The organism is Glycomyces sp. NRRL B-16210, from assembly GCF_000719515.1.
Classification (GTDB): domain Bacteria; phylum Actinomycetota; class Actinomycetes; order Mycobacteriales; family Micromonosporaceae; genus Glycomyces.
Map to the genome: position 1 here is coordinate 75,127 of NZ_JOGR01000002.1, position 19,698 is coordinate 94,824.

At 70.2% G+C, this 19,698-nt stretch carries 19 protein-coding genes, 1 tRNA gene and 1 other RNA gene; 12 read left to right on the top strand and 9 right to left on the bottom strand.

All coding sequences use genetic code 11. The annotated features are described in order from the left end of the window. Positions 1 to 33: 33 nt before the first annotated feature. Positions 34 to 431: RNase P RNA component class A (gene rnpB, locus IF12_RS23745), an RNA gene on the bottom strand. A gap of 31 nt (positions 432 to 462) precedes the next feature. On the opposite strand from rnpB, the gene IF12_RS0103170 reads away from it, so the two are divergent. The 4 genes from IF12_RS0103170 (at position 463) to IF12_RS0103185 (ending at position 4,877) form a co-directional block, all read left to right on the top strand. After that, on the top strand, positions 463 to 1,221 hold the full coding sequence (locus tag IF12_RS0103170) for a sulfite exporter TauE/SafE family protein (protein WP_030154458.1): 759 nt from the start codon (positions 463 to 465) through the stop codon (positions 1,219 to 1,221). A gap of 80 nt (positions 1,222 to 1,301) precedes the next feature. Then, positions 1,302 to 3,053, top strand: coding sequence for an NAD+ synthase (locus IF12_RS0103175; protein WP_030154460.1), 1,752 nt, complete (start codon positions 1,302 to 1,304; stop codon positions 3,051 to 3,053). Between the two features lie 170 nt (positions 3,054 to 3,223). Then, positions 3,224 to 4,087 carry a 3-methyl-2-oxobutanoate hydroxymethyltransferase gene (panB, locus tag IF12_RS0103180; protein ID WP_030154462.1) on the top strand — a complete coding sequence of 288 codons (864 nt, stop codon included), beginning with the start codon at positions 3,224 to 3,226 and terminating at the stop codon, positions 4,085 to 4,087. A 103-nt stretch (positions 4,088 to 4,190) separates the two neighbouring features. After that, on the top strand, positions 4,191 to 4,877 hold the full coding sequence (locus IF12_RS0103185) for an HAD family hydrolase (protein ID WP_035748240.1): 687 nt from the start codon (positions 4,191 to 4,193) through the stop codon (positions 4,875 to 4,877). A 91-nt stretch (positions 4,878 to 4,968) separates the two neighbouring features. Here IF12_RS0103185 and IF12_RS0103190 read toward each other — a convergent pair whose 3' ends face one another. Next, a complete protein-coding gene (locus IF12_RS0103190) occupies positions 4,969 to 5,673 on the bottom strand; it encodes an MOSC domain-containing protein (RefSeq protein WP_030154465.1) in 705 nt (234 codons plus the stop codon). 105 nt (positions 5,674 to 5,778) lie between these two features. Between IF12_RS0103190 and glnA the strand changes: the two genes are divergently transcribed. The 5 genes from glnA (at position 5,779) to IF12_RS0103215 (ending at position 13,553) form a co-directional block, all read left to right on the top strand. Beyond that, the gene (glnA, locus tag IF12_RS0103195) at positions 5,779 to 7,131 is read left to right on the top strand and encodes a type I glutamate--ammonia ligase (RefSeq protein ID WP_030154467.1); all 1,353 of its coding nucleotides are present in this window, start codon (positions 5,779 to 5,781) and stop codon (positions 7,129 to 7,131) included. 18 nt (positions 7,132 to 7,149) lie between these two features. Further along, positions 7,150 to 7,842: a type 1 glutamine amidotransferase gene (locus IF12_RS0103200; RefSeq protein WP_030154469.1), complete on the top strand. Its 693-nt coding sequence runs from the start codon at positions 7,150 to 7,152 to the stop codon at positions 7,840 to 7,842. Beyond that, positions 7,842 to 10,442 carry a bifunctional [glutamine synthetase] adenylyltransferase/[glutamine synthetase]-adenylyl-L-tyrosine phosphorylase gene (locus IF12_RS0103205; protein WP_030154471.1) on the top strand — a complete coding sequence of 867 codons (2,601 nt, stop codon included), beginning with the start codon at positions 7,842 to 7,844 and terminating at the stop codon, positions 10,440 to 10,442. Before IF12_RS0103200 ends, IF12_RS0103205 begins: the two co-directional genes overlap by 1 nt. A 387-nt stretch (positions 10,443 to 10,829) precedes the next feature. Continuing rightward, positions 10,830 to 11,993, top strand: coding sequence for a magnesium and cobalt transport protein CorA (locus IF12_RS0103210; RefSeq protein WP_051703907.1), 1,164 nt, complete (start codon positions 10,830 to 10,832; stop codon positions 11,991 to 11,993). 114 nt (positions 11,994 to 12,107) lie between these two features. Continuing rightward, positions 12,108 to 13,553 carry a glycosyl hydrolase family 18 protein gene (locus IF12_RS0103215; protein WP_035748241.1) on the top strand — a complete coding sequence of 482 codons (1,446 nt, stop codon included), beginning with the start codon at positions 12,108 to 12,110 and terminating at the stop codon, positions 13,551 to 13,553. A 178-nt stretch (positions 13,554 to 13,731) separates the two neighbouring features. On the opposite strand, the gene IF12_RS0103220 is transcribed toward IF12_RS0103215, so the two are convergent. Then, complete coding sequence (locus tag IF12_RS0103220) at positions 13,732 to 14,079, bottom strand: DoxX family protein (protein WP_030154476.1); 348 nt, start codon at positions 14,077 to 14,079, stop codon at positions 13,732 to 13,734. Positions 14,080 to 14,181: 102 nt separating this feature from the next. On the opposite strand from IF12_RS0103220, the gene IF12_RS0103225 reads away from it, so the two are divergent. Further along, on the top strand, positions 14,182 to 15,072 hold the full coding sequence (locus IF12_RS0103225; RefSeq protein WP_030154478.1) for a LysR family transcriptional regulator: 891 nt from the start codon (positions 14,182 to 14,184) through the stop codon (positions 15,070 to 15,072). 14 nt (positions 15,073 to 15,086) lie between these two features. Here the strand turns inward: IF12_RS0103225 and IF12_RS0103230 are convergent, their stop codons facing one another. The 6 genes from IF12_RS0103230 to IF12_RS0103255 form a co-directional block, all read right to left on the bottom strand. After that, positions 15,087 to 16,085 carry an NAD(P)-dependent alcohol dehydrogenase gene (locus IF12_RS0103230; protein WP_030154480.1) on the bottom strand — a complete coding sequence of 333 codons (999 nt, stop codon included), beginning with the start codon at positions 16,083 to 16,085 and terminating at the stop codon, positions 15,087 to 15,089. A gap of 121 nt (positions 16,086 to 16,206) precedes the next feature. Continuing rightward, positions 16,207 to 16,887, bottom strand: coding sequence for a TetR/AcrR family transcriptional regulator C-terminal domain-containing protein (locus IF12_RS0103235; protein ID WP_035748305.1), 681 nt, complete (start codon positions 16,885 to 16,887; stop codon positions 16,207 to 16,209). Between the two features lie 76 nt (positions 16,888 to 16,963). After that, on the bottom strand, positions 16,964 to 17,500 hold the full coding sequence (locus IF12_RS0103240; protein ID WP_051703948.1) for a glutathione peroxidase: 537 nt from the start codon (positions 17,498 to 17,500) through the stop codon (positions 16,964 to 16,966). Between the two features lie 51 nt (positions 17,501 to 17,551). Then, the gene (locus tag IF12_RS0103245) at positions 17,552 to 17,884 is read right to left on the bottom strand and encodes a YnfA family protein (protein WP_030154485.1); all 333 of its coding nucleotides are present in this window, start codon (positions 17,882 to 17,884) and stop codon (positions 17,552 to 17,554) included. A 118-nt stretch (positions 17,885 to 18,002) separates the two neighbouring features. Next, complete coding sequence (locus IF12_RS0103250) at positions 18,003 to 18,437, bottom strand: MerR family transcriptional regulator (RefSeq protein WP_030154487.1); 435 nt, start codon at positions 18,435 to 18,437, stop codon at positions 18,003 to 18,005. Continuing rightward, on the bottom strand, positions 18,434 to 18,763 hold the full coding sequence (locus tag IF12_RS0103255) for a hypothetical protein (RefSeq protein ID WP_030154489.1): 330 nt from the start codon (positions 18,761 to 18,763) through the stop codon (positions 18,434 to 18,436). The genes IF12_RS0103250 and IF12_RS0103255 overlap by 4 nt, the downstream gene beginning before the upstream one ends. A gap of 220 nt (positions 18,764 to 18,983) precedes the next feature. Here IF12_RS0103255 and IF12_RS0103260 point away from each other — a divergent pair, with 220 nt between their 5' ends. Both IF12_RS0103260 and IF12_RS0103265 read left to right on the top strand, forming a co-directional pair. Continuing rightward, positions 18,984 to 19,334 (top strand): Lsr2 family protein, encoded by a 351-nt coding sequence (locus tag IF12_RS0103260; RefSeq protein ID WP_030154490.1) that lies wholly within the window; start codon positions 18,984 to 18,986, stop codon positions 19,332 to 19,334. 154 nt (positions 19,335 to 19,488) lie between these two features. After that, positions 19,489 to 19,562, top strand: a tRNA-Pro gene (locus IF12_RS0103265). Positions 19,563 to 19,698 lie beyond the last annotated feature (136 nt).

Here is a 19,698-nt window from a genome sequence, read left to right on the forward strand (position 1 = left end):
CTCACCCGCGACCCGGCCGGAAACCGAGAAAAGGGAACGAGATGGCCGATACGCCGGGTCCTGTCATTGAGCGGCCATCCATCTAGGCGCGCCGTCGCCGACGCGCTCGAGCGGTCTACCCGCGAAGGCGTTCACCGCGAACCTGCGGCGCAACTCAAGCGGGCCGCCTTCGAACCTTCGCGCAGAGCCTCGCGGCTCCTCTCGACCTTGCTCCAGGTGGGGTTTACCGAGCCGCCGCCGTCACCGGCGGCGCTGGTGGTCTCTTACACCACCGTTTCACCCTTACCAGCCGAAACTGGCGGTCTGTTCTCTGTGGCACTGTCCCGCGGGTCGCCCCGGGTTGCCGTTAGCAACCACCCTGCCCTGTGGAGCCCGGACGTTCCTCGACAGCGATGGTCTCCCGTCACTGCCGCGGCCGCCTGGCCATCTCGTCCCAGCGGTCAAGCGTACGCTGCCAGAGCCATGAATCTGCTCCAGGTCTCCGCTCTGCTGCTCGCGGGCCTCGCCGGCGGCGGCCTCAACGCCGTGGCCGGCGGCGGCTCCCTCATCACCTACCCCACCTTGATGGCCGTCGGCGTCCCCCCGCTGCACGCCAACGCCACCAACGGCATCGCCGTCGCCCCCGCCTACGCCGCGGCCGCGTTCGGCTCCCGCGAGCACCTGGCCCCGCAGCGCCGCCGCGCCCTCACCCTCATCCCGACCGCGCTCGTCGCCTCCGTCTGCGGCGCCCTGCTGCTGCTCAACACCTCCCACGAGGTCTTCGAGCGCCTCGTGCCGTTCCTGGTCCTGGCCGCGACGCTCCTCATGGCCGTCGGCCCGTGGATCAACCGCAGGGTCACCGCCCTCAACGGCGGCCGCGACCTGCACCCGGTCGCGCTCCACGCCGGCGTCTTCGCCGGCTGCGCCTACGGCTCGTACTTCAACGCCGCGCTCGGGCTCATCCTCATGGCCGTGATCGCGATGAGCCTCAGCGAGCGCCTCCAGCGCGTCGGCGCCCTCAAGAACTTCTGCACCATGATCGTCGGCGTGGTCACCTCGGTCATGTACGGCGTGTGGGCCGACGTGGCGTGGTGGGCCATCGGGGTGCTCGTGCCCGCCACCTTCATCGGCGGCTACATCGGCGCCCGCGTCTTCCAGCGCATTCCCGAACGGCCCCTGCGGATCGCGATCGTGCTCTACGGCCTGGTGCTCTCGGCGATCCTGCTCGTCCGCGCCCTCTGACCTCCCCGGCCGGCGAGTCCCGCGGCCGGCTTCGCGGAAGTCACACGACGCCGTGCGCGAAGGCGAGCGAGAATAGGCCCATGCCGACGCTTCGTATCGCACTCGCCCAGGACAACCCGGTCGTAGGCGACCTCGACCACAACGCCGACCTCATCCGCCGGGCCGCCTCGGCGGCCACGGCCGCCGGGGCCCACCTCCTCGCCACCGGCGAGCAGGCGCTCACCGGCTACCCCGTCGAGGACCTCGTCCTGCGCCACTCCTTCGTGGAGGCCAGCCGCGAGCGCCTCGTCCGTCTCGCCGCCGAACTCGCCGAGGACGGCAACGGCGCCCTCCCGGTCGCCGTCGGCTACCTCGAGACCGACGGCTCACCGGCCGTGACCAGCAATTCCCCGCATTTTCGCGGCATTCGCAATGCGCTGGCGCTGATCCAGGACGGCAAGGTCCTCTTTCGCTACTACAAGCATCACCTTCCGAACTACGGCGTGTTCGACGAGGACCGGTACTTCGTCTCGGGCCATGAGCTGCACCTCGCGCGTATCGGCGGGGTCGACGTGGCCTTCACCATCTGCGAGGACCTGTGGCAGGAGGGCGTCCCGTTCGCCGTCGCCGCCGACGCCCGCGCCGGGCTCGTGGTCAACGTCAACGCCTCGCCCTACGAGCAGGGCAAGCAGGAGCGGCGCCTGGCCCTCGTCAAGGAGCGGGCCGCGCAGGTCGGCGCGCCGATCGCCTACCTCAACATCGTCGGCGGCCAGGACGAGCTGGTCTTCGACGGCGGGTCGATGGTCGTCGCACCCGACGGCCGGGTCCTCTCCTCGGCGCGCCGCTTCGGCGCCGAGCTGCTCGTCACCGACCTCGACCTGCCCGCGGCCCGCGGCACCGGTCTCGCGAACCACTCCGGGCAGTCGATGAGCACCGCCCTGCACCTGGTCTCGGAGGCGCCCGCGCCGCTGGAGACCCGCGTCGAGCCCTCCCACGCCCCCGAGCTCGACCGGCTCGAGGAGATCTGGGAGGCCCTGTGCCTGGGCCTGGGCGACTACGTGCGCAAGAACGGGTTCGAATCGGTGATCTTCGGGCTCTCCGGCGGCATCGACTCGGCCCTGACGGCCGTGCTCGCGCGCGACGCGATCGGCGCCGACCGCGTCCACGTCGTCTCCATGCCCAGCCAGTACTCGTCCTCGCACTCGATCGACGACGCGGCCGACCTCGCCGAGCGCTGCGGCCTCCACTACTCGGTGGAGGCCATCCAGCCGATCGTGGACTCCTACCTCGCCGAGGTCGCCATCTCAGGGCTCGCCGTCGAGAACCTCCAGGCGCGCGTGCGCGGCAACCTGCTCATGGCGCTGTCGAACCAGCACGGCCACCTCGTGCTCGCCCCGGGCAACAAGAGCGAGTACGCGGTGGGCTACTCGACGATCTACGGCGACGCCGTCGGCGGCTTCGCCCCGATCAAGGACGTGCTCAAGACCCTCGTCTACGAGCTCGCGACCTGGCGCAACGAGAAGGCGCGGAGCCTGGGGGAGACCGAGCCGATCCCCGAGAACACCATCCTCAAGCCCCCCAGCGCCGAGCTGCGGCCCGACCAGAAGGACTCCGACTCGCTGCCGGACTACGGGGTGCTCGACGGCATCCTCACCGGCTACGTCGACGGCGACGCCGGACGCGAGGACCTCGTCGAGCAGGGCTACCCCGCGGACGTGGTCGACCGGGTCGCCGGGCTGGTCGACCGCGCCGAGTACAAGCGGCGCCAGTCGGCGCCGGGCACCAAGATCACCGTCAAGTCCTTCGGCCGCGACCGCCGACTGCCGATCACCAACCGGTTCAGGGGCAAGTGACCCGTCCCCGGCCGGGAAGCGCCGTCCATGCGGGCGGCCCTCCCCGGCCGGGGACTTTGTCACACCGAGGTTGCGAACGCGTGACATACATATCGATGAGCGTTAGTTTTGGAGGGCCAACACCCGGGGACCGGCTCGACCGGCCACGAGGAGATTCTGGAGCCACGACGATGACGTCTTCATCGAACGCCGCGAACACCGCAGACGAGATCCCGAGCCTGTACGGGCCGGGCAAGAACGTCAAGCGCATCCGCACCCGCCACCTCATCGAGGCCAAGGAGCGCGGGGAGAAGTGGGCGATGCTCACCTCCTACGACATGTACACCGCCGCCCTCTTCGACGAGGCCGGCATCCCGGCGCTGCTCATCGGCGACTCCGCCGCGAACAACGTCTACGGCTACGAGACCACCCTCCAGGTCTCGGTCGACGAGCTGCTGCCGCTGGTCGCGGCCGTCGCCCGCTCGACCCACCGCACCCTCGTCGTCGCCGACCTGCCCTTCGGCTCCTACGAGGCCGGGCCCGCGCAGGCCCTGGAGACGGCCGTCAAGTTCATGAAGGCCGGCGCGCACGCCGTCAAGCTCGAAGGCGGGCGGCGCATGGCCGCCCAGATCCGGGCGCTCACCGACGCGGGCATCCCCGTCATGGGCCACATCGGGTTCACGCCGCAGAGCGAGCACGCCGTGGGCGGCTACCGGGTCCAGGGCCGCGACGCCCAGGCCGCCGAAGTCGAGGCCGACGCGCACGCCGTCGCCGAGGCCGGCGCCTTCGCCGTCGTCCTGGAGATGGTCACCGCCTCGGTCGCCGCCGAGATCACCAAGCAGATCCCGATCCCGACCGTCGGCATCGGCGCTGGTCCCGACACCGACGCGCAGGTCCTCGTCTGGCAGGACATGGCCGGGCTCCGGCGCGGGCGCCCGCAGCGGTTCGTCAAGCGCTACGCCGAACTCGCCGACGTCCTCCAAGGCGCCGCGAAGGCCTACGCCGACGAGGTGCGCTCAGGCGAGTTCCCCACCCGGGCGCACAGTTTCGAGTAGCCCGGACAAGGCCCGCGACGCCGACCGATGTGGTGAAGCTCGCGAACCACATTCGGGCTCGGTCCCTTTGGGTGCGGCGGCGAGTCGCGTAGCGTCTCAATACGTGAACGACGCCATCCTGCTTTTCGACTACGACGGCACCGTACGGCTCGGATCCGAGCACGCGACGCATTACGCGCGCCTCGTCGCCGCCCACCTCGCCCCCGAAGACCGAGACGCCCTCCTCGCCGCCCACGCCGCGTTCCTCGCCGGCAAGCCCACCACCGCCTCCACCTTCGACGCCTACGACGCCGACAACGCCGTCCGCCGCCTCGCCGGCGAGTTCGGCGTCGCCGACGCCGCCCGCCACGACGCCTACATCGCCACCCGCGAACGCATGGCCGCGGGCGAGTTCGACGTCTGGACCCCCAAGGGCTTCCGCGAATTCCTCTGGAGCCTGCCGCGCTCGGTCGAAGTCGCCCTGGTCACCAACGCGCCCGCCGCGACCCTGGAGCCGGTGCTCGAAAGGCTCGAACTCGACGGCCTGTTCGACCACGTCATCGGCGACGCCGGCAAGCCTGAAGGGCTCGACGCGATCCTCGACGAACTCCTGGAGGAGCGCCCGCCCGAAACGCTCCTGAGCATCGGCGACATCCCCCGCAACGACCTCGCCCCGGCCGCCGACCGCGGCTGCGCCACCCTCTACATCGACCACTACGGGCGGCCCTGGCCCCGGGCCACCGCCTCCGGCGCGACCCTCGAAGAGCTCTACCCGTTCATCCACCGCTGGGTCACCGAGCGCATCGCGTGAACCCAGCATGTCGTCCCTCGGGCTTATGCTGAGGGCACGCCCTGAGCCGACCGATCCCCGGCTCAGGGCGTCTCAGTCCCCGAGCGCGGCCTCAGGCCCCGATCGAGTCGCCCACGGCGACCCTCGCCGGCACGTCGATCCGCAGGTAGATCCCGAAATGGTTCCCCAACTCGGCGATGATGTGCTTGTGCAGCTCCTTGTCGCGCTCATTCGCGCCCGTCGGGTCCCAGCTCGGCAGCACGCACCGCTCGCACGGCTTCTGCAACGTGAACTCGCTCCCGCCCAGGCGGATCGCCGTCCCACGCTCGATCCCGACCTCCGCGAACGGCTCCAGATCGGCCTCCACGATCACGTTCGGCCGGAACCGCGCCGCCTCCACCTCGCGGCCCATCTGCTCGCTCAACCGCCGCAGACTCGCCGCGAACACCACCAGGATCCGCCCGTACTCGCGCTCGACCTTCCGCAGCTCCACGCCCTTGCCCGCGTCGATCGTCTCGGCCAGGCGCGCGCCCACGCCCGGGTCGTCCGCCGCCCACGCGGCCCCGCCCGGCTCGTACAGCACCGGCTCGCCCGACACCGCGTCCGCGCAGCCGCACTGCGCCGGCCACGCCGCCTCCCAGCCCATCATCTTCGGATGGCTGCCGCCCCACAGCGACTTCTCGCCGCCCGGCTCGGACAGGCCCAGGACCCGGTCCCCGGCCATGCCGTCGAAACCGATCACCGCGGACTGGAGGGCCTCCCCGCGGAGGCCCTTGACCGGGTAACGCCACAACTCTTTGATCTCGCCTGCGAACATGCTCACTACGGTACCCAGCTCACGTTTTAATCGCGATCTGCCTGCGTTAACGTCATTGACACAAACCGGTGAGACAATTGCCGCCCCAGGACCGAGGAGGACACCATGGAACGACAGAAGGAGTTCGTGCTTCGCACGCTCGAAGAACGCGACATCCGGTTCGTCCGGCTGTGGTTCACCGACGTCCTCGGCACCCTCAAGTCCGTCAGCGTCGCCCCCGCCGAGCTCGAATCCGCCTTCGAAGAGGGCATCGGCTTCGACGGCTCCGCCATCGAGGGCTTCGCGCGCGTCTACGAGTCCGACATGGTCGCCATGCCCGACCCGACCACCTTCCAGGTCTTCCCCTTCGAAGGCCGCGGCATAGGCGAGTCCGCGCGCATGTTCTGCGACATCCTCACCCCCGAGGGCGCCCCCTCCTGGGCCGACCCGCGCCACGTCCTGCGCCGGGCCCTCTCCAAGGCCGCCGACCGCGGGTTCACCTTCTACGTGCACCCCGAGATCGAGTTCTTCCTGCTCTCCGACATCGACCCCGACGGGCGCAGAATGCCCACCCCGGTCGACGACGGCGGCTACTTCGACCACACCACCCACTCCACCGCCCGCGACTTCCGCCGCCAGGCCATCCTCGCGCTCGAACGCGTCGGCATCTCCGTCGAGTACTCCCACCACGAGGTCGCCCCCGGCCAGCAGGAGATCGACCTGCGCTACGCCGACGCGCTCACCACCGCCGACAACATCATGACCTTCCGGCACATCGTCAAGGAAGTAGCGCTCACCTCCGGCGTCACCGCCTCCTTCATGCCCAAGCCCTACACCGCCCAGCCCGGCTCCGGCATGCACAGCCACCTCTCCCTCTTCGAAGGCGAGGACAACGCCTTCCACGACCCCGGCGACGAGCAGCGGCTCTCCAAGACCGCCAAGGCCTTCATCGCCGGACTCCTGCGCCACGCGCCCGAGTTCACCGCCATCACCAACCAGTGGGTCAACTCCTACAAGCGGCTGTTCACCAGCCCCCAGCCCGGCCAGATCTCCGAGGCGCCCTCCTACGTCTCCTGGGGCAAGGCCAACCGCTCCGCGCTCGTGCGCGTCCCCGCCTACGGCAAGCCCAACTCCGCCCGCGTCGAGATCCGCTCCCTCGACTCGGCCACCAACCCCTACCTCGCCTACGCCGTGCTCCTCGGCGCCGGCCTCAAGGGCATCGAAGAGGGCTACGAACTCGCCCCCGGCACCGAGGACGACGTCTCGGCGCTCACCAACGCCGAACGCGTCGCCGCCGGATACCAGCCGCTACCGGGCAACCTCGCCGAAGCCCTCGACACCATGGAGTCCTCCGAACTCGTCCCCGAGATCCTCGGCGAGCACGTCTTCGACTACTTCCTGAAGAACAAGCGCCAGGAGTGGGAGGACTACCGCACCCAGGTGACCACCTTCGAACGCAAGCGGTACATGCATCTGTGACCCATTAACATGGGTCGTGTGACCACCGCACTCGTCATCGAGAACGACCCGGCGCAAGGGCTCGGCCGGGCCGCGACCTGGCTCGTCGAAGCCGGCATGGAGCTCGACACGATACGGCCCCACCTCGGTGAGGCCGTACCCAACACCGCCGGAGGGCACGAGGCCCTCATCGCCCTCGGCGGCGGCCGCGGCAAGGACTGGAGCGACGACCTCACCGGACTCATGGAGACCGCCGTCGCCGACACCACGCCCACGCTCGCGATCTGCTCCTCCTCCCGAATGCTCGCCGCCGCCTTCGGCGGCCGCGTCGAAGACCACGAGGAGGGGCCCTTCGGCCCCCGGATGCTCGCCAAACGCGACGCCGCCGGACGCGACCTCATCTTCGGCCCCGCGCCCATGACCCTCGACGTCATCCGCTGGCGCCGCCAAGAACTCGTCGAACTCCCCGAAGAGGCCACCCTCCTCGCGGCCTCCCCGCAAGGCGCCCTCGAGGTCTTCCGCATCCGCGACACCGCCTGGGGCGTCCAGTCCCACTTCGAGTTCACCCCCGAACAGCTCGCCGGCTTCGGCGACTTCGACGAAGCGGCGCTCGCCAAGGCCGCCGAGGTCGACCGGCACATCGTGGCCGCCTGGCGCCCGATCCTCCAGCGCTTCGCCCGCGTCGCCGCAGGAGAACGCAAGGCCCTGCCGGTCATCGACGCTGGACACTGATGCTCCGAGACGAAGCCCGACAAGCCGTCGTCGAGGCCAGCAACGCGCTGGCCGACTACCTGCGCGCCCACCCCGACGTCGAGCCCGCCCTCACCGAGGACGAGAACGCCGGCTTCGCGCGCATCCGCGAGGCAGGCGTCGCCGAGCTCAACAGCGCCTGGAAGGCGAACCTGCTGCGCATCGCCGCCGCCGACCTGACCGGCGGGGCCGATTTCAAGCGCACCTCCGCGGCCCTCGCGCGCCTGGCCGACGCGGTGCTCGCGCGGGGGCTCGAACTCGCCCGCGCCGAGACCGACGCTTCGAATGACGTCCGCCTGGCCGTGATCGCCATGGGCAAGACCGGCGGCGAGGAGCTCAACTACGTATCCGATGTGGACGTCGTGTTCGTCGCCGAAGGCGACCTCGAACTCGCCACGCGCCAGGCCGCCCGGATGATCCAGATCGTCGGGCCCGCGACGTGGCCGGTCGACGCCGGGCTGCGGCCCGAGGGGCGCAGCGGCGCCCTGGTGCGCTCGATCGAGTCGTACCAGGCCTATCTCGAGGACTGGGCCCGCACCTGGGAGTTCCAGGCGCTGCTCAAGGCCCGGCCCGCCGCGGGGGACCTCGAACTCGGGGGCGACTGGCTCGCGGCCGTGCAGCCGTTCATCTGGGGCGCGGCCGACCGGCCCGGCGTCGTCGCCGACATTCGCGACATGCGGCGCAAGGTCGCCGACTCGGTGCCCAGCGCCGAGCGCCGCTACGAGATCAAGCTCGGCCCCGGTGGGCTGCGGGACATCGAGTTCGCCGTCCAACTGCTTCAGCTCGTCCACGGCCGCGGCGACCCCACGCTGCGAGTCAGATCCACCTTGGACGCGCTCGATGTGCTGGTGGAGCGCGGCTACCTGGCCCGGCGCGACGGCGAGGACCTCGCCGACACCTACGTCTTCCTGCGCACCGTCGAGCACCGGCTCCAGCTCCAGCGGCTGCTGCGCACGCACCGGGTGCCCGACGGCGGCGAGCCGCTCCACCATCTGGCCCGCACGCTCGGCTACAAGACCGACGACGGCTTCCTGGCCGCGTGGCGGGCCCACGCCACGACCGCGCGGCGCCTGCACGAGAAACTGCTGTACAAGCCGCTGCTCGACGCGGTGACCCGCGTGCCGACCCATGAGCTGCGCATGACCGAGTCCGAGGCGGCCTCGCGTCTGGCGGTGCTCGGTTTCGCCGACCCGGCGAGCGCGCTCGCCCACATCAAGAAGCTCACCGCGGGCGTCTCCCGCACCGCGACGGTGCAGCGGGCGCTGCTGCCGGTGGTCCTGCACGAGCTCGCCGACTCGCCCGAGCCCGACCGCGGGCTGCTGGCGTACCGGCAGGTCTCGGACAAGCTCGGCACGACCCCTTGGTACCTGCGGCTGCTGCGCGACGGCGGGCCCGCCGCGGTCCGCCTGGCGCGGCTGCTGGGCACGTCGCGGTACTTCGCGTCGCTCCTGTTGCACGTGCCGCAGTCGCTGCGGTACCTCTCGGACAACGCCGATCTGACGCCGCGGCCGCGCGAGGAGCTGACCTCGGGGATGCTCCAGGCGGGGGCGCGGCACACGGACGCGACGGCGGCGATCGGCGCGGTGCGCGCGATCAGGCGCCGGGAGCTGATCCGCATCGCCGCGGCCGATCTCCTTGGCCTGCTCGACGACCAGGGCGTGGGCCTCGCGCTCTCGGATCTGACCGACGCGGTACTGCAAGCGGCCCTTGCGATCGCGTCGCGGAACGTGGCGGAGGCGCCGCCGATCGCGATCATCGCCATGGGCCGCTTGGGAGGCCGCGAGACCGGGTTCGGCTCCGATGCGGACGTCGTGTTCATCCATTCAGGATCGTCTGACGCCGAACGCAAGGCGGCGGCGAAGATCGCGGAGTCGGCGCGCACCCTGCTGGGCGCGCCGAGTGCGGACCCTCCCTTGGTGATCGACCTGGATCTGCGGCCCGAGGGCAAGGGCGGTGCTCTGGCGCCGAGCTTTGCGGCCTACCGGCGGTACTACGCCGACCGGGCGCGGCTGTGGGAGCGGCAGGCGCTGCTGCGGGCGCGGCCGGTCGCGGGGGACGAGGGGCTTCGCGAGGCGTGGACCGAGTTCGCCGACGGCATCCGGTACAAGGGCGGCGGTCTCAGCGAGGCGGAGCGGATCGAGTTCCGGCGGGTCAAGGCCCGAGTGGACTCCGAGCGGCTGCCGAGGGGCGCCGATCCCAACGGGCACACCAAGCTCGGACGCGGGGGACTGGTGGACATCGAGTGGACGGCGCAGTTGCTCCAGCTCGAGCACGGGGAGGACGAGTCGCTGCACACGACGCGGACGGTCCCGGCACTGGAGGCGGCCGCGGCGGCGGGGTACCTGTCGCGGGCCGATCTGCGGGCGCTGCGGGAGGCGTGGGAGTTCGTGTCGCGGGTGCGCAACGACATGACGCTGGCGCGCGGGGTCCCGAGGGACGACCTGCCGCGATCAGGCCCGGAGTTGGCGGGTCTGGCGCAGACGCTGGGCTTCGGCGAGGACACCGAGCGGTTCCTGAACCACTACCGAAAACTGACCCGCCGAGCCCACGAGGCGGCCCAACGCATCGTCTACGAGACCTGACCGAAACTCGCGCCCATCGCTTCGCCGCGTGTTTCCCATGCGCGATCGGTCCTCCCCGCACGCACCACATTGCTGCACTTACCTCATTTCTGATCGGAACTCGCGCCGACCACAATGCCGTGCTCCTCCGCATCACCGCGCACCTACCCGCCCTGCCGGCCCTAATGCCACCACCTCCTCGCGTTCGCTCACACGATCCGGTGAACCTTCACCGCACCGGGCCGATCCGGCCCGTTTCTTGTCGCACCCGCGAGACACGATCGCCCCAGACTTCCTTCCCCTCTCGGGAGGGTGGGGGTTAGGGATGGCCGGCCCCCCGCCGTACTCGGACCGCTCCCGCGATCCCTTTTCCACGCCTAGACTCGGGTCGACTGATCGGGGGCGCGGATGATCGACTACACCGTGATCGGCCCGAACGGGTCCGAGGACCGCAGCGGCCGCGCGGCCGACCTGCGCGCCGACGCCACCGCCGACCACGGCGGCTTCATCTGGGTCGACCTCGACTCGCCCGAACCCGAGACCCTCCGTCTCGCCCTCGACGCCCTCGGCCTCGACCGCTTCGGCGCCGACCCCGAGCGCGCGATCCACCGCCGCCCCAAGGTCGAGACCGCCGGCGACGCGGCGATGGTCCTCATCAAGACCGTCTGGTACATCGAGGCCACCCGCCAGGTCGAGACCGGCGACCTCGCGATCTACACCGACGAGCGCTCCCTCGTGACCGTCCGCCGCGGCCTCGTCGATCCCGTTCCGGCCGTTCGCGACCGGCTCGACGAGGAGTCCTTCCGCGCCGAAGGCGCCGTCGCGGTCGTCCACGCCCTCTTCGCATCGGTGGTCGAGCAGTACGACAGCGCGGTCGAAGACCTCGCCGACGACGTCGCCGACATCGAGCGCGCGGTCTTCTCCGGCGACCGGATCGACCGCAACCAGGAGATCTACTTCCTCATCCGCGAGGCGCTGGAGTTCCGCAACGCCGTGCAACCCCTCGTGCCCTTCGCGCGCCTGGTCCGGCAGCGCCGCGCCGCGTCCCCGGTCTTCCAGCGCGAGCACTTCGGCCCGGTCGCCGGCCGCCTCATCCGCGTGGACGCGGCGATCGAGACGTGCATGAACCTGCTGACGACAGTGCTCACCGCCCACCAGGGCCAGATCGGCACCTGGCAGAACGACGCGATGAAGAAGATCTCCGCATGGGCCGCGATCGCCGTGGTGCCCACCGCCATCGCGGGGATCTACGGGATGAATTTCAGGGACATGCCGGAGCTGCACTGGAAATTCGGCTACCCGCTCGTCCTGCTCCTCATCGTCGTCATCTGCTCCCTACTGCATCGCGGTTTCAGACGCAACGGCTGGCTGTTACACATCGATGTCCATGATTCGCAAAGGGAACGGGCGAGGGGCGGGACCGCATTCGATCCCGCCCCTCTGGCCCTGCCTGCCTTCAACGAACACCATATCGTTGCCGCGCAAATCGAAAGCGTCGAGCCACTGGTCACCCTGCGTGCGCGAGATCGCGCTCCCATTTCGACCGACTGTGCCACAAACCGTCAGCATTGAAATTTCTCGATCTGAGTTATTGACTTCGGAGGGTCTTCCCGTAAAGATAAAGACACCTATCAGTAAAGTCTCTTTACTTTTGGAGGAACATTGAGACGACTGAAGACCAGACGGATGATCGTCGCCCTCACCGCGACCCTGGCCGTCGTGGCGAGCGGTCTGATCTACACCGTCGCGAACCCCTTTAGCGCTTCCGCCCAATCGGCCTGTTCCCCCGCCTGGACCTCCTCCGCGGTCTACGTCGGCGGCGACCAGGCGAGCCACAACGGCACCGAGTACCGCGCCAAGTGGTGGACCACCGGCGAGGAGCCCGGCACCACCGGCGAATGGGGCGTCTGGGAGTCCCTGGGCGCCTGCGGCGCCGGCACCGACCCGACCGACGAGCCCACCGAAGAGCCCACGGACGACCCGACCGACGAGCCCACCGATCCGCCGGTCGACCCGCCGAGCGAGCAGGTCAACGCGGTCTACTTCACCGAGTGGGGCACCTACGGCCGCAACTACCACGTCAAGAACATCGTGACCTCCGGCTCCGCCGAGGACATCACCCACATCAACTACGCGTTCGGCAACGTCCAGAACGGACAGTGCGTGCTGGACGACTCCTACGCGGCCCTCGAGAAGGCCTACACCGCGGCCGAATCCGTGGACGGCGTCGCCGACAACTGGGACCAGCCCCTGCGCGGCAACTTCAACCAGTTGCTGAAGCTCAAGGAGCTGTACCCGCACATCCAGATCGTCTGGTCCTTCGGCGGCTGGACCTACTCCGGCGGCTTCGGCCAGGCCGCGCAGAACCCGACGGCCTTCGCCGAGTCCTGCTACAACCTCCTGCACGACCCGCGCTGGGACGGCCTGTTCGACGGCATCGACATCGACTGGGAGTACCCCAACGCCTGCGGCCTCACCTGCGACACCAGCGGCACCGGCGCCTTCCCGACGCTGATGAGCGCCCTGCGCGACCGCTTCGGCGGCGAGCTGGTCACCGCCGCGATCACCGCCGACGGCACCTCCGGCGGCAAGATCGACCTCGGCGGCTACGACGCGGCCGCCCAGTACGTCGACTACTACATGGTCATGACCTACGACTACTTCGGCGCCTGGGACGCGACCGGACCGACCGCCCCGCACTCGCCGCTGAACAGCTACTCCGGCCAGCCGATCGCGGGCTTCGACGGCGCCACCGCCATCAGCAGGCTCAAGGCGATCGGCGTCCCGGCAGAGAAGCTGCTCCTCGGCTTCGGCTTCTACGGCCGCGGCTGGACCGGCGTCAGCGACTCGTCCCCGGGCGGCTCCGCGACGGGCGCCGCCCCCGGCACCTACGAGGCGGGCATCGAGGACTACAAGGTCCTCGTCACCAAGTGCCCGGCCACCGGCACCGTCGCCGGCACCGCCTACGCCTACTGCAACGGCGAATGGTGGAGCTACGACACGCCCGCGACCATCGCGAGCAAGGTCGACTGGCTCAACTCGCAGGGCCTCGGAGGCGCGTTCTCCTGGGAGCTGTCGGGCGACACCAGCGACGGCGAACTCATGAACGCCATCGCGGCCGGACTGAACTAGCGCCGAAAGGCTGACCCTCACCGGTCGGCGGGTTCCGCTTCCCCCGGAGCGGAGCCCGCCGACCATTGCCGTTCAAAGGCATTGTCGTTCAGAGGCATCGTCACTCAAGGGCCCTGTCGTTCATGAGCATCGTCCTTAAAGGGCACCGCCGTTCTCGGGCATCGCCGCTCAACGCTCCTCAGGCCGCGACCATCAGCCACAGCGTCGCGGCGCTCAACCCCAGGAACAGCAGCGGACCGGCGATGTTGTGGAAGACCTGCGCCCTGACGTGGGCCACCATCGCGCACACGAAGAACGCCACCAGACCCGCCGCCGCGGCGACCCCCAGCGGCCGCCAGAACAGCCCCACCGCCAACCCGACCACCGCCGCAGCCTTCACGAACCCGAGGAATGGCAGCCACGAGTCAGGCACCCCGACCGCACGCGAGTTCCGCTTGACCCAGGCCGCGCCCACGAAGTTCGCGACCGCCTCGACGGCGTTGCACGCGATGGCGACCAAGGTGACGACGACGAACGCGATCGACATGCGGCGACCTTCCGAAGCTTCCCGGCGGCCGTTCCGCCGTGCCCCTCCAGTCTTGCCCGCCCCGCTCCACGCGTCCAATACCAGCATCGATAACCTCCGGTTATGGAAGCGAACCTGCGGCTGCTGCGCTCCTTCGCGGCAGTGGCCGAAGCCGGCAGCCTCACCCGCGCCGCCGCCCGCCTCTACCTCTCCCAACCGGCCCTGACCAAGCAGATCCGGAAACTGGAAGAGCAACTCGGCGCGACCCTGTTCCACCGCTCGAAGACCGGCATGGCCCTCACCGGCCCTGGCGAGGCCCTGGCAGAGACCCTGCCCGCCGTCCTCGAAGCCTGGGACCTCGCCGAGCGGGCCGTGCGCGCCGCCGAAGCCGGGGCCGCCAAAGTCCTGCGGATCGGCTTCCTCGCCAGCGCCGCGAACGAGAAGACCCAAGCGATCATCGCGGCCTTCAAGGAGCGGCGCCCCGGCTGGCGGGTGGAGCTGCGCCAGTCCACCTGGGCCGCCCCCGCCGAGGCCCTGGAGCGTGGGGAGGTCGAGGCCGCCTTCATGCGCCTGCCCTTTCCCGGCGAGGACGCCTACCGGCTTGCGGCCTTGCTCACCGAACCCCGCTGCGTCGCCATGGCGGCGACTCATCCGCTCGCCCGGCGCGGCGCCCTGCGCTTCGAGGAGCTTCTGGACGAGCCGTTCGTCGCGGCCCCGGCCGCGACCGGTGCGTTCCGCGACCATTGGCTCGGCGCCGAGTCCCGCGGAGGCCGCCCGGTGCGGATCGGCGCGGTCACGGCGCTGCCGGACGACTGGCTGACGGCGATCGCGAACGGCGACGGCATCGCCCTCGCGCCCGAGTCCGCCGCGCGCTACTACGCCCGTCCCGATGTGGCGTACCGTCCGCTCACGGGCGTCGCGCCGAGCCGGGTCGCGCTGGCCTGGCCGAGGCACGCGCCCGTGAGCGCCGCACTCGCGGACTTCGTCGCGGCGGCAGTGGAACTCGCCGACTGAGCCCGTGCGGGCGTTCATTCGGGCACGGTGACGGCGATGTTGCCGCGGGCGTGGTGGCCGAGCATGTGGGCCACGGCCTTCGGCGTCTCGTCCAAGGTGTAGGCGCGGTCGATGACGGCGGTGATCGCGCCGGAGGCGAGCAGTTCGCCGAGGGCGGTCAGGTTGGCGCGGTCGGTGACGCAGGGGCTGAACCGCACGTCGGCGCGGCCGGTCAGTCCGAGCAGTTTCGCGCCGGCCATCCGGCCGAGCCCGGCGAACAGGCCGCCGGTGTTCCCGACGCTGTTGGGGATGAGCACGCCGCCGGGGGCCAGCGCGCGGGCCGTGCGGCGCGGCGGGCGGTTGAGGACGTTGTCGAGGATGACGTCGTAGCGTCCTCGCGCTTCGGTGAAGTCGGTTGCGGTGTAGTCGATGACGTGGTCGGCGCCGAGTTCGCGGACCATCTCGGCGTTGCCGGGCCCGCACACTCCGGTGACTTCGGCGCCGAGGTGCTTGGCGATCTGGACGGCGAAGGTGCCGACGCCGCCGGAGGCGCCGTTGACGAGGACCCGCGTGCCCGCCTCGACCTTCGCGGTGTCCCTGATGGCGCACAGGGCGGTCGCACCGGACATGACCGCGGCGGCGGCCTCTTCGAAGCTGACCTCAGGCGGTTTGACGGCGAGCAGTTTCGCTGGGGTGACGGTGTATTCGGCGAAGGCTCCGGCGGTGGTGAGCGTCTCGGTCCACAGTGATCCGAATACCTCGTCGCCGGGCTCGAAGTCGGTGACGGCCTCGCCGGTGGCCTCAACGATCCCGGCGACGTCGCTGCCGCGCACCGCGCCCGCCGGAGGCTTGAGTCCGAATTGGAGCCTGAGGAGGTAGGGGACGCCGGTGACGGCGATCCAGTCGGGGGTGTTGACGCTGCTGGCGCGAACGCGGACGAGCACGTCCTCGGGACCCGGGGCGGGCCGGTCGATCTCCTTGAGGCCGAGAACCTGCTCGGGCGGTCCGTAGCGTTCCTGGACGATGGCTTTCATGGCGGCACCTCTGCGTTCTCGCGCGGTCGTGTCCTTACGTTGTAAGTCCACGGTAGGACTTACAACGTAAGGCTGTCAAGGGCACAGGTGTGCCACCGTTCGCGCCGTTGCGTATCGGGATTCAGGGGCGGTCGCGGAGCCGTTCGAGCCCGTCGAGGATCAGGTCCAGCCCGAACTCGAATTCGGCCTGGTAGTCGCACCAGCCGAGCAGCGCGCCGCCGTGCGAGGCGTCCGCGATCATCGCGACGAGGTGCGGCACCTGCTCGGCCATCGCCGCCACCGCCTCCTCGGGGGGCTCGACGCTGTCGGGTTCGAACAGCTCCTGCGAGAAGCCCAGCGCCCGGCTCCCGAGCGCGTGAAGCGCGCGGTGCCCCAGCTCGTAGTCGAACCCGCCGCGCCGCATCAGTCCGAGCACGCCGTCGAAGTACTTCGCGACCGCGAGGCTCGTGCCCGTGCGCGTCTCGAACACTCTTGGGGCCCAAGGGTGCTTGAGCAGCACTTCGCGGGAGGCGAGGACGCGCCGGCGCATCGCGGTCTTCCAGTCGTCCTCGGGCTCAGGGGCTTCGAGTCCGGCCAGGGCCTGCTCGATCTCGGCCATGACGACCTCGACGAGGCCGTCGAGGACCGCTTCCTTGTTGGCCACGTGGTGGTACAGCGACATCGCCTCGACCCCGAGCGATTCGGCGAGGCTCCGCATCGTCAGCGCGGGGAGCCCGCGTTCGTCGGCGACGGCGACGGCGGCGCGCAGCACCCGTTCGCGGCTGAGCCCCGTCCCGTTCCCCGATTCCGCCCGCGTCGCCATCGTGTCCACCCCTTCCGGAACGTACGGTACCTCCCGGGCGGGGCCGGGCGGTCCGCTCCGGGAGGCCGGTGCGGCTTCAGCCGCGGTCGAGCTCGGTCTCGATCGCCCGGCGGAGCGCGGGATCGTCAGGCGCGACCGGGGGCGCGAACCGCGCGGCGACCGCTCCGGTGCGTCCGATGACGAACTTCTCGAAGTTCCACTGCACCTCCGGGTCGTCGGTGACGCCGTCCTGTCGGTCGCCGGCCTTGCCTTCGGCCCTCGGCGCCCGGTTCGTCAGCTCGGCGTAGAGCGGGTGGCGGTGCTCGCCGGTGACGGCGATCTTCGACATGACCGGGAATGTCACCGAGTACTGGACCGAGCAGAAATCGGCGATCTCCTCGTCGGTTCCCGGCTCCTGGCCGAGGAAGTCGTTCGCGGGGAACGCCAGCACGGTGAAGCCGCGCGCCCGGTACTCCTCGTGAGCGCGTTGCAGCCCTTCATATTGCGGCGTCAGTCCGCACTTGGACGCGGTGTTCACGACCAGGACCACCTGGCCAGCGAAGTCGGCGAGGGTCGCCGTGGTCCCGTCCATCCGGTCGAACCCGATCCCGTCGAGCCGCACCTGATCGTTCATGCCGTCCCCTTCCTCGTGTTCCTCGGCCCAGCGAAGCACAGCCGGATCCGCTCACCCTCTGGGGGCGTACATGATGACGGCGACGCCGACGAGGCAGATGGCCGCGCCGATGACGTCCCAGCGGTCGGGGCGGAAGCCGTCGGCGACCATGCCCCACGCGAGCGAGCCGGCGACGAAGACGCCGCCGTACGCGGCGAGGATCCGCCCGAAGTTCGCGTCGGGCTGCAAGGTCGCGACGAACCCGTAGGCGCCCAGGGCCATGATCCCCGCGGCGATCCACAGCACGCCGCGGTGCTCGCGCACGCCCTGCCAGACCAGCCATGCGCCGCCGATCTCGGCGAGCGCGGCGAGGGCGAACAGGACCAGGGACTTGAAGACCGTCACGGCAAGACCCTATCCGGAAGCCCGCAAGCGGTCGAGCAGGTGCGGTCGCGCGATCAGCACCGGGATGAGGCAGCACAGGACACAGGCAAGTCCCGCAAGGCCGGTCTCCTGACTGACGTCAGGAATCAGGGCCTCTGGGGGAGGCGAGGCCGGAGAACGGAATGGGGCATTGGGAACTGGAGGCGCACTCGACGAGGTCGTCGCACCCGGCCGAAAGGGCCTCGCGCAAGGTCGCGGCGATGACGTTCAGGTCGGTGATCTTCTGCTCGACCTCGGCCAGCTTCGCCGCCGCGCGGGCCTGCAACCCGGCCCCGGGGCCGTGCCGGTGCGTCCCGACCGCCAAGAGGTCCTCGATCTCCTCCAGAGTGAAACCGAGCCGCTGCGCGGCCTTGATCACGCGCAGCGTCGTGACCGTCTCCGGCGGGTAGAGCCGGTGTCCGCCGAGGGTGCGGCGCGGTTCGGCGAGGAGACCGCGGCGCTCGTAGTAGCGCAGCGTCTCCCGGTTGACCCCGGCGGCCTCGGCGACCTCGCCGGGACGCAGACCGGGGCTCATGCGAGCCTCCCGGCGGCCTGCTCCGCGAGGGCGTCGAGCACCTCGACGTGCGCCGCGGGTACCACCACCTCGAGGCGCACCAGACCACCTTCAGGTTCGCCGATCGCGAACTCGAAGAACGAGCAGCAGGAGGACTCGGCCTCGGTCAGTCGCACGGCCTCCGCACGCGCCGGCGCCGCGAGCGTCAACCGCAGCCGGGTCGGCGCGGTCCGCTCAAGCGCCCGCAGCGACTTCGCGAACAGCGCCGCGAACGCCGCGATGCGCAACGGCTGCTCGGCCGTCGGCAGGGTGCACGCCGGGGGCGCCCAGTTCGCTTCGATCGTCATGAATCCAACGGTAAACCCGGACCCGAGTACCGGATGCAAGCGCTGAGCGTCAGGTCACACCGAAGCGCGGCACCGTTCCTGGACGGCACCGCCGGGAAGCTCGGATACGATACGCGCGAAGGTCACAATCGAATGAGGATGTCCGGTGGCAGGCGAGCACCTCGACGCAAAGCGTCGAGAAGCGCTCCGGCCCAACCGACTCCTGGCAGGAAGGTACCCAGTGGCGAAGAAGACTTTGGTCCTGTTGACCGACGACATCGACGGCGGCGAGGCGGCCGAGACCGTCGAGTTCGGCATCGACGGTCAGCTGTACAGCATCGACCTCTCGGCCGACCACGCCGAAGAGCTGCGGGACCGCCTGACGGCCTACCGCGAGTTCGGGACCAAGCTCGGCCGCTACCAACAGCGCAGCGCCTCGCCCGCACCCCGGACCCCGGACCGCGGCGACAAGGAACGCAACTCCGACATCCGCCGCTGGGCCGAACAGAACGACCTGCCGGTGAAGGCGCGGGGCAAGATCTCCGACGCCCTGATCGCCCAGTACGACGCCGCTCACAGCGAGGCCGCCTGACCCCCAGAACATGAAAACCACTCGACCCTGACCGAAATATCCCCGCAGGTCAGACCGCGAATCAATCCCCGCATACAGCCGTGCAACACGAACACCTGACGGCACTCTGAAGCGAAGGTGCTGTACCCTGGCAACGGCCGCCGAGGCGGCAGTTCGGGACGTGGCGCAGCTTGGTAGCGCACTCGCTTTGGGAGCGAGGGGTCGCAGGTTCAAATCCTGTCGTCCCGACGGTAGGTGCCTTGTTTGAACATTGGGCACCACGAGAGGGGCCGTGACTGATGTCGCGGCCTTTTTCTGTGTTTGTAGGACGTTTCGTGTGGAGCTGTTCGCAGCAGCGCTTGAGTCGCACGCGTGCGACGCTGTC

What these genes read in the sequence shown, in the direction of transcription:
- IF12_RS0103170 (WP_030154458.1), top strand. Translation starts at nt 463, where the DNA reads ATGAATCTGCTCCAGGTCTCCGCTCTGCTGCTCGCGGGCCTCGCCGGC.
- IF12_RS0103175 (WP_030154460.1), top strand. Translation starts at nt 1,302, where the DNA reads ATGCCGACGCTTCGTATCGCACTCGCCCAGGACAACCCGGTCGTAGGC.
- panB (WP_030154462.1), top strand. Translation starts at nt 3,224, where the DNA reads ATGACGTCTTCATCGAACGCCGCGAACACCGCAGACGAGATCCCGAGC.
- IF12_RS0103190 (WP_030154465.1), bottom strand. Translation starts at nt 5,673, where the DNA reads ATGTTCGCAGGCGAGATCAAAGAGTTGTGGCGTTACCCGGTCAAGGGC.
- glnA (WP_030154467.1), top strand. Translation starts at nt 5,779, where the DNA reads ATGGAACGACAGAAGGAGTTCGTGCTTCGCACGCTCGAAGAACGCGAC.
- IF12_RS0103205 (WP_030154471.1), top strand. Translation starts at nt 7,842, where the DNA reads ATGCTCCGAGACGAAGCCCGACAAGCCGTCGTCGAGGCCAGCAACGCG.
- IF12_RS0103210 (WP_051703907.1), top strand. Translation starts at nt 10,830, where the DNA reads ATGATCGACTACACCGTGATCGGCCCGAACGGGTCCGAGGACCGCAGC.
- IF12_RS0103215 (WP_035748241.1), top strand. Translation starts at nt 12,108, where the DNA reads ATGATCGTCGCCCTCACCGCGACCCTGGCCGTCGTGGCGAGCGGTCTG.
- IF12_RS0103220 (WP_030154476.1), bottom strand. Translation starts at nt 14,079, where the DNA reads ATGTCGATCGCGTTCGTCGTCGTCACCTTGGTCGCCATCGCGTGCAAC.
- IF12_RS0103225 (WP_030154478.1), top strand. Translation starts at nt 14,182, where the DNA reads ATGGAAGCGAACCTGCGGCTGCTGCGCTCCTTCGCGGCAGTGGCCGAA.
- IF12_RS0103230 (WP_030154480.1), bottom strand. Translation starts at nt 16,085, where the DNA reads ATGAAAGCCATCGTCCAGGAACGCTACGGACCGCCCGAGCAGGTTCTC.
- IF12_RS0103235 (WP_035748305.1), bottom strand. Translation starts at nt 16,887, where the DNA reads ATGGCGACGCGGGCGGAATCGGGGAACGGGACGGGGCTCAGCCGCGAA.
- IF12_RS0103240 (WP_051703948.1), bottom strand. Translation starts at nt 17,500, where the DNA reads ATGAACGATCAGGTGCGGCTCGACGGGATCGGGTTCGACCGGATGGAC.
- IF12_RS0103250 (WP_030154487.1), bottom strand. Translation starts at nt 18,437, where the DNA reads ATGAGCCCCGGTCTGCGTCCCGGCGAGGTCGCCGAGGCCGCCGGGGTC.
- IF12_RS0103255 (WP_030154489.1), bottom strand. Translation starts at nt 18,763, where the DNA reads ATGACGATCGAAGCGAACTGGGCGCCCCCGGCGTGCACCCTGCCGACG.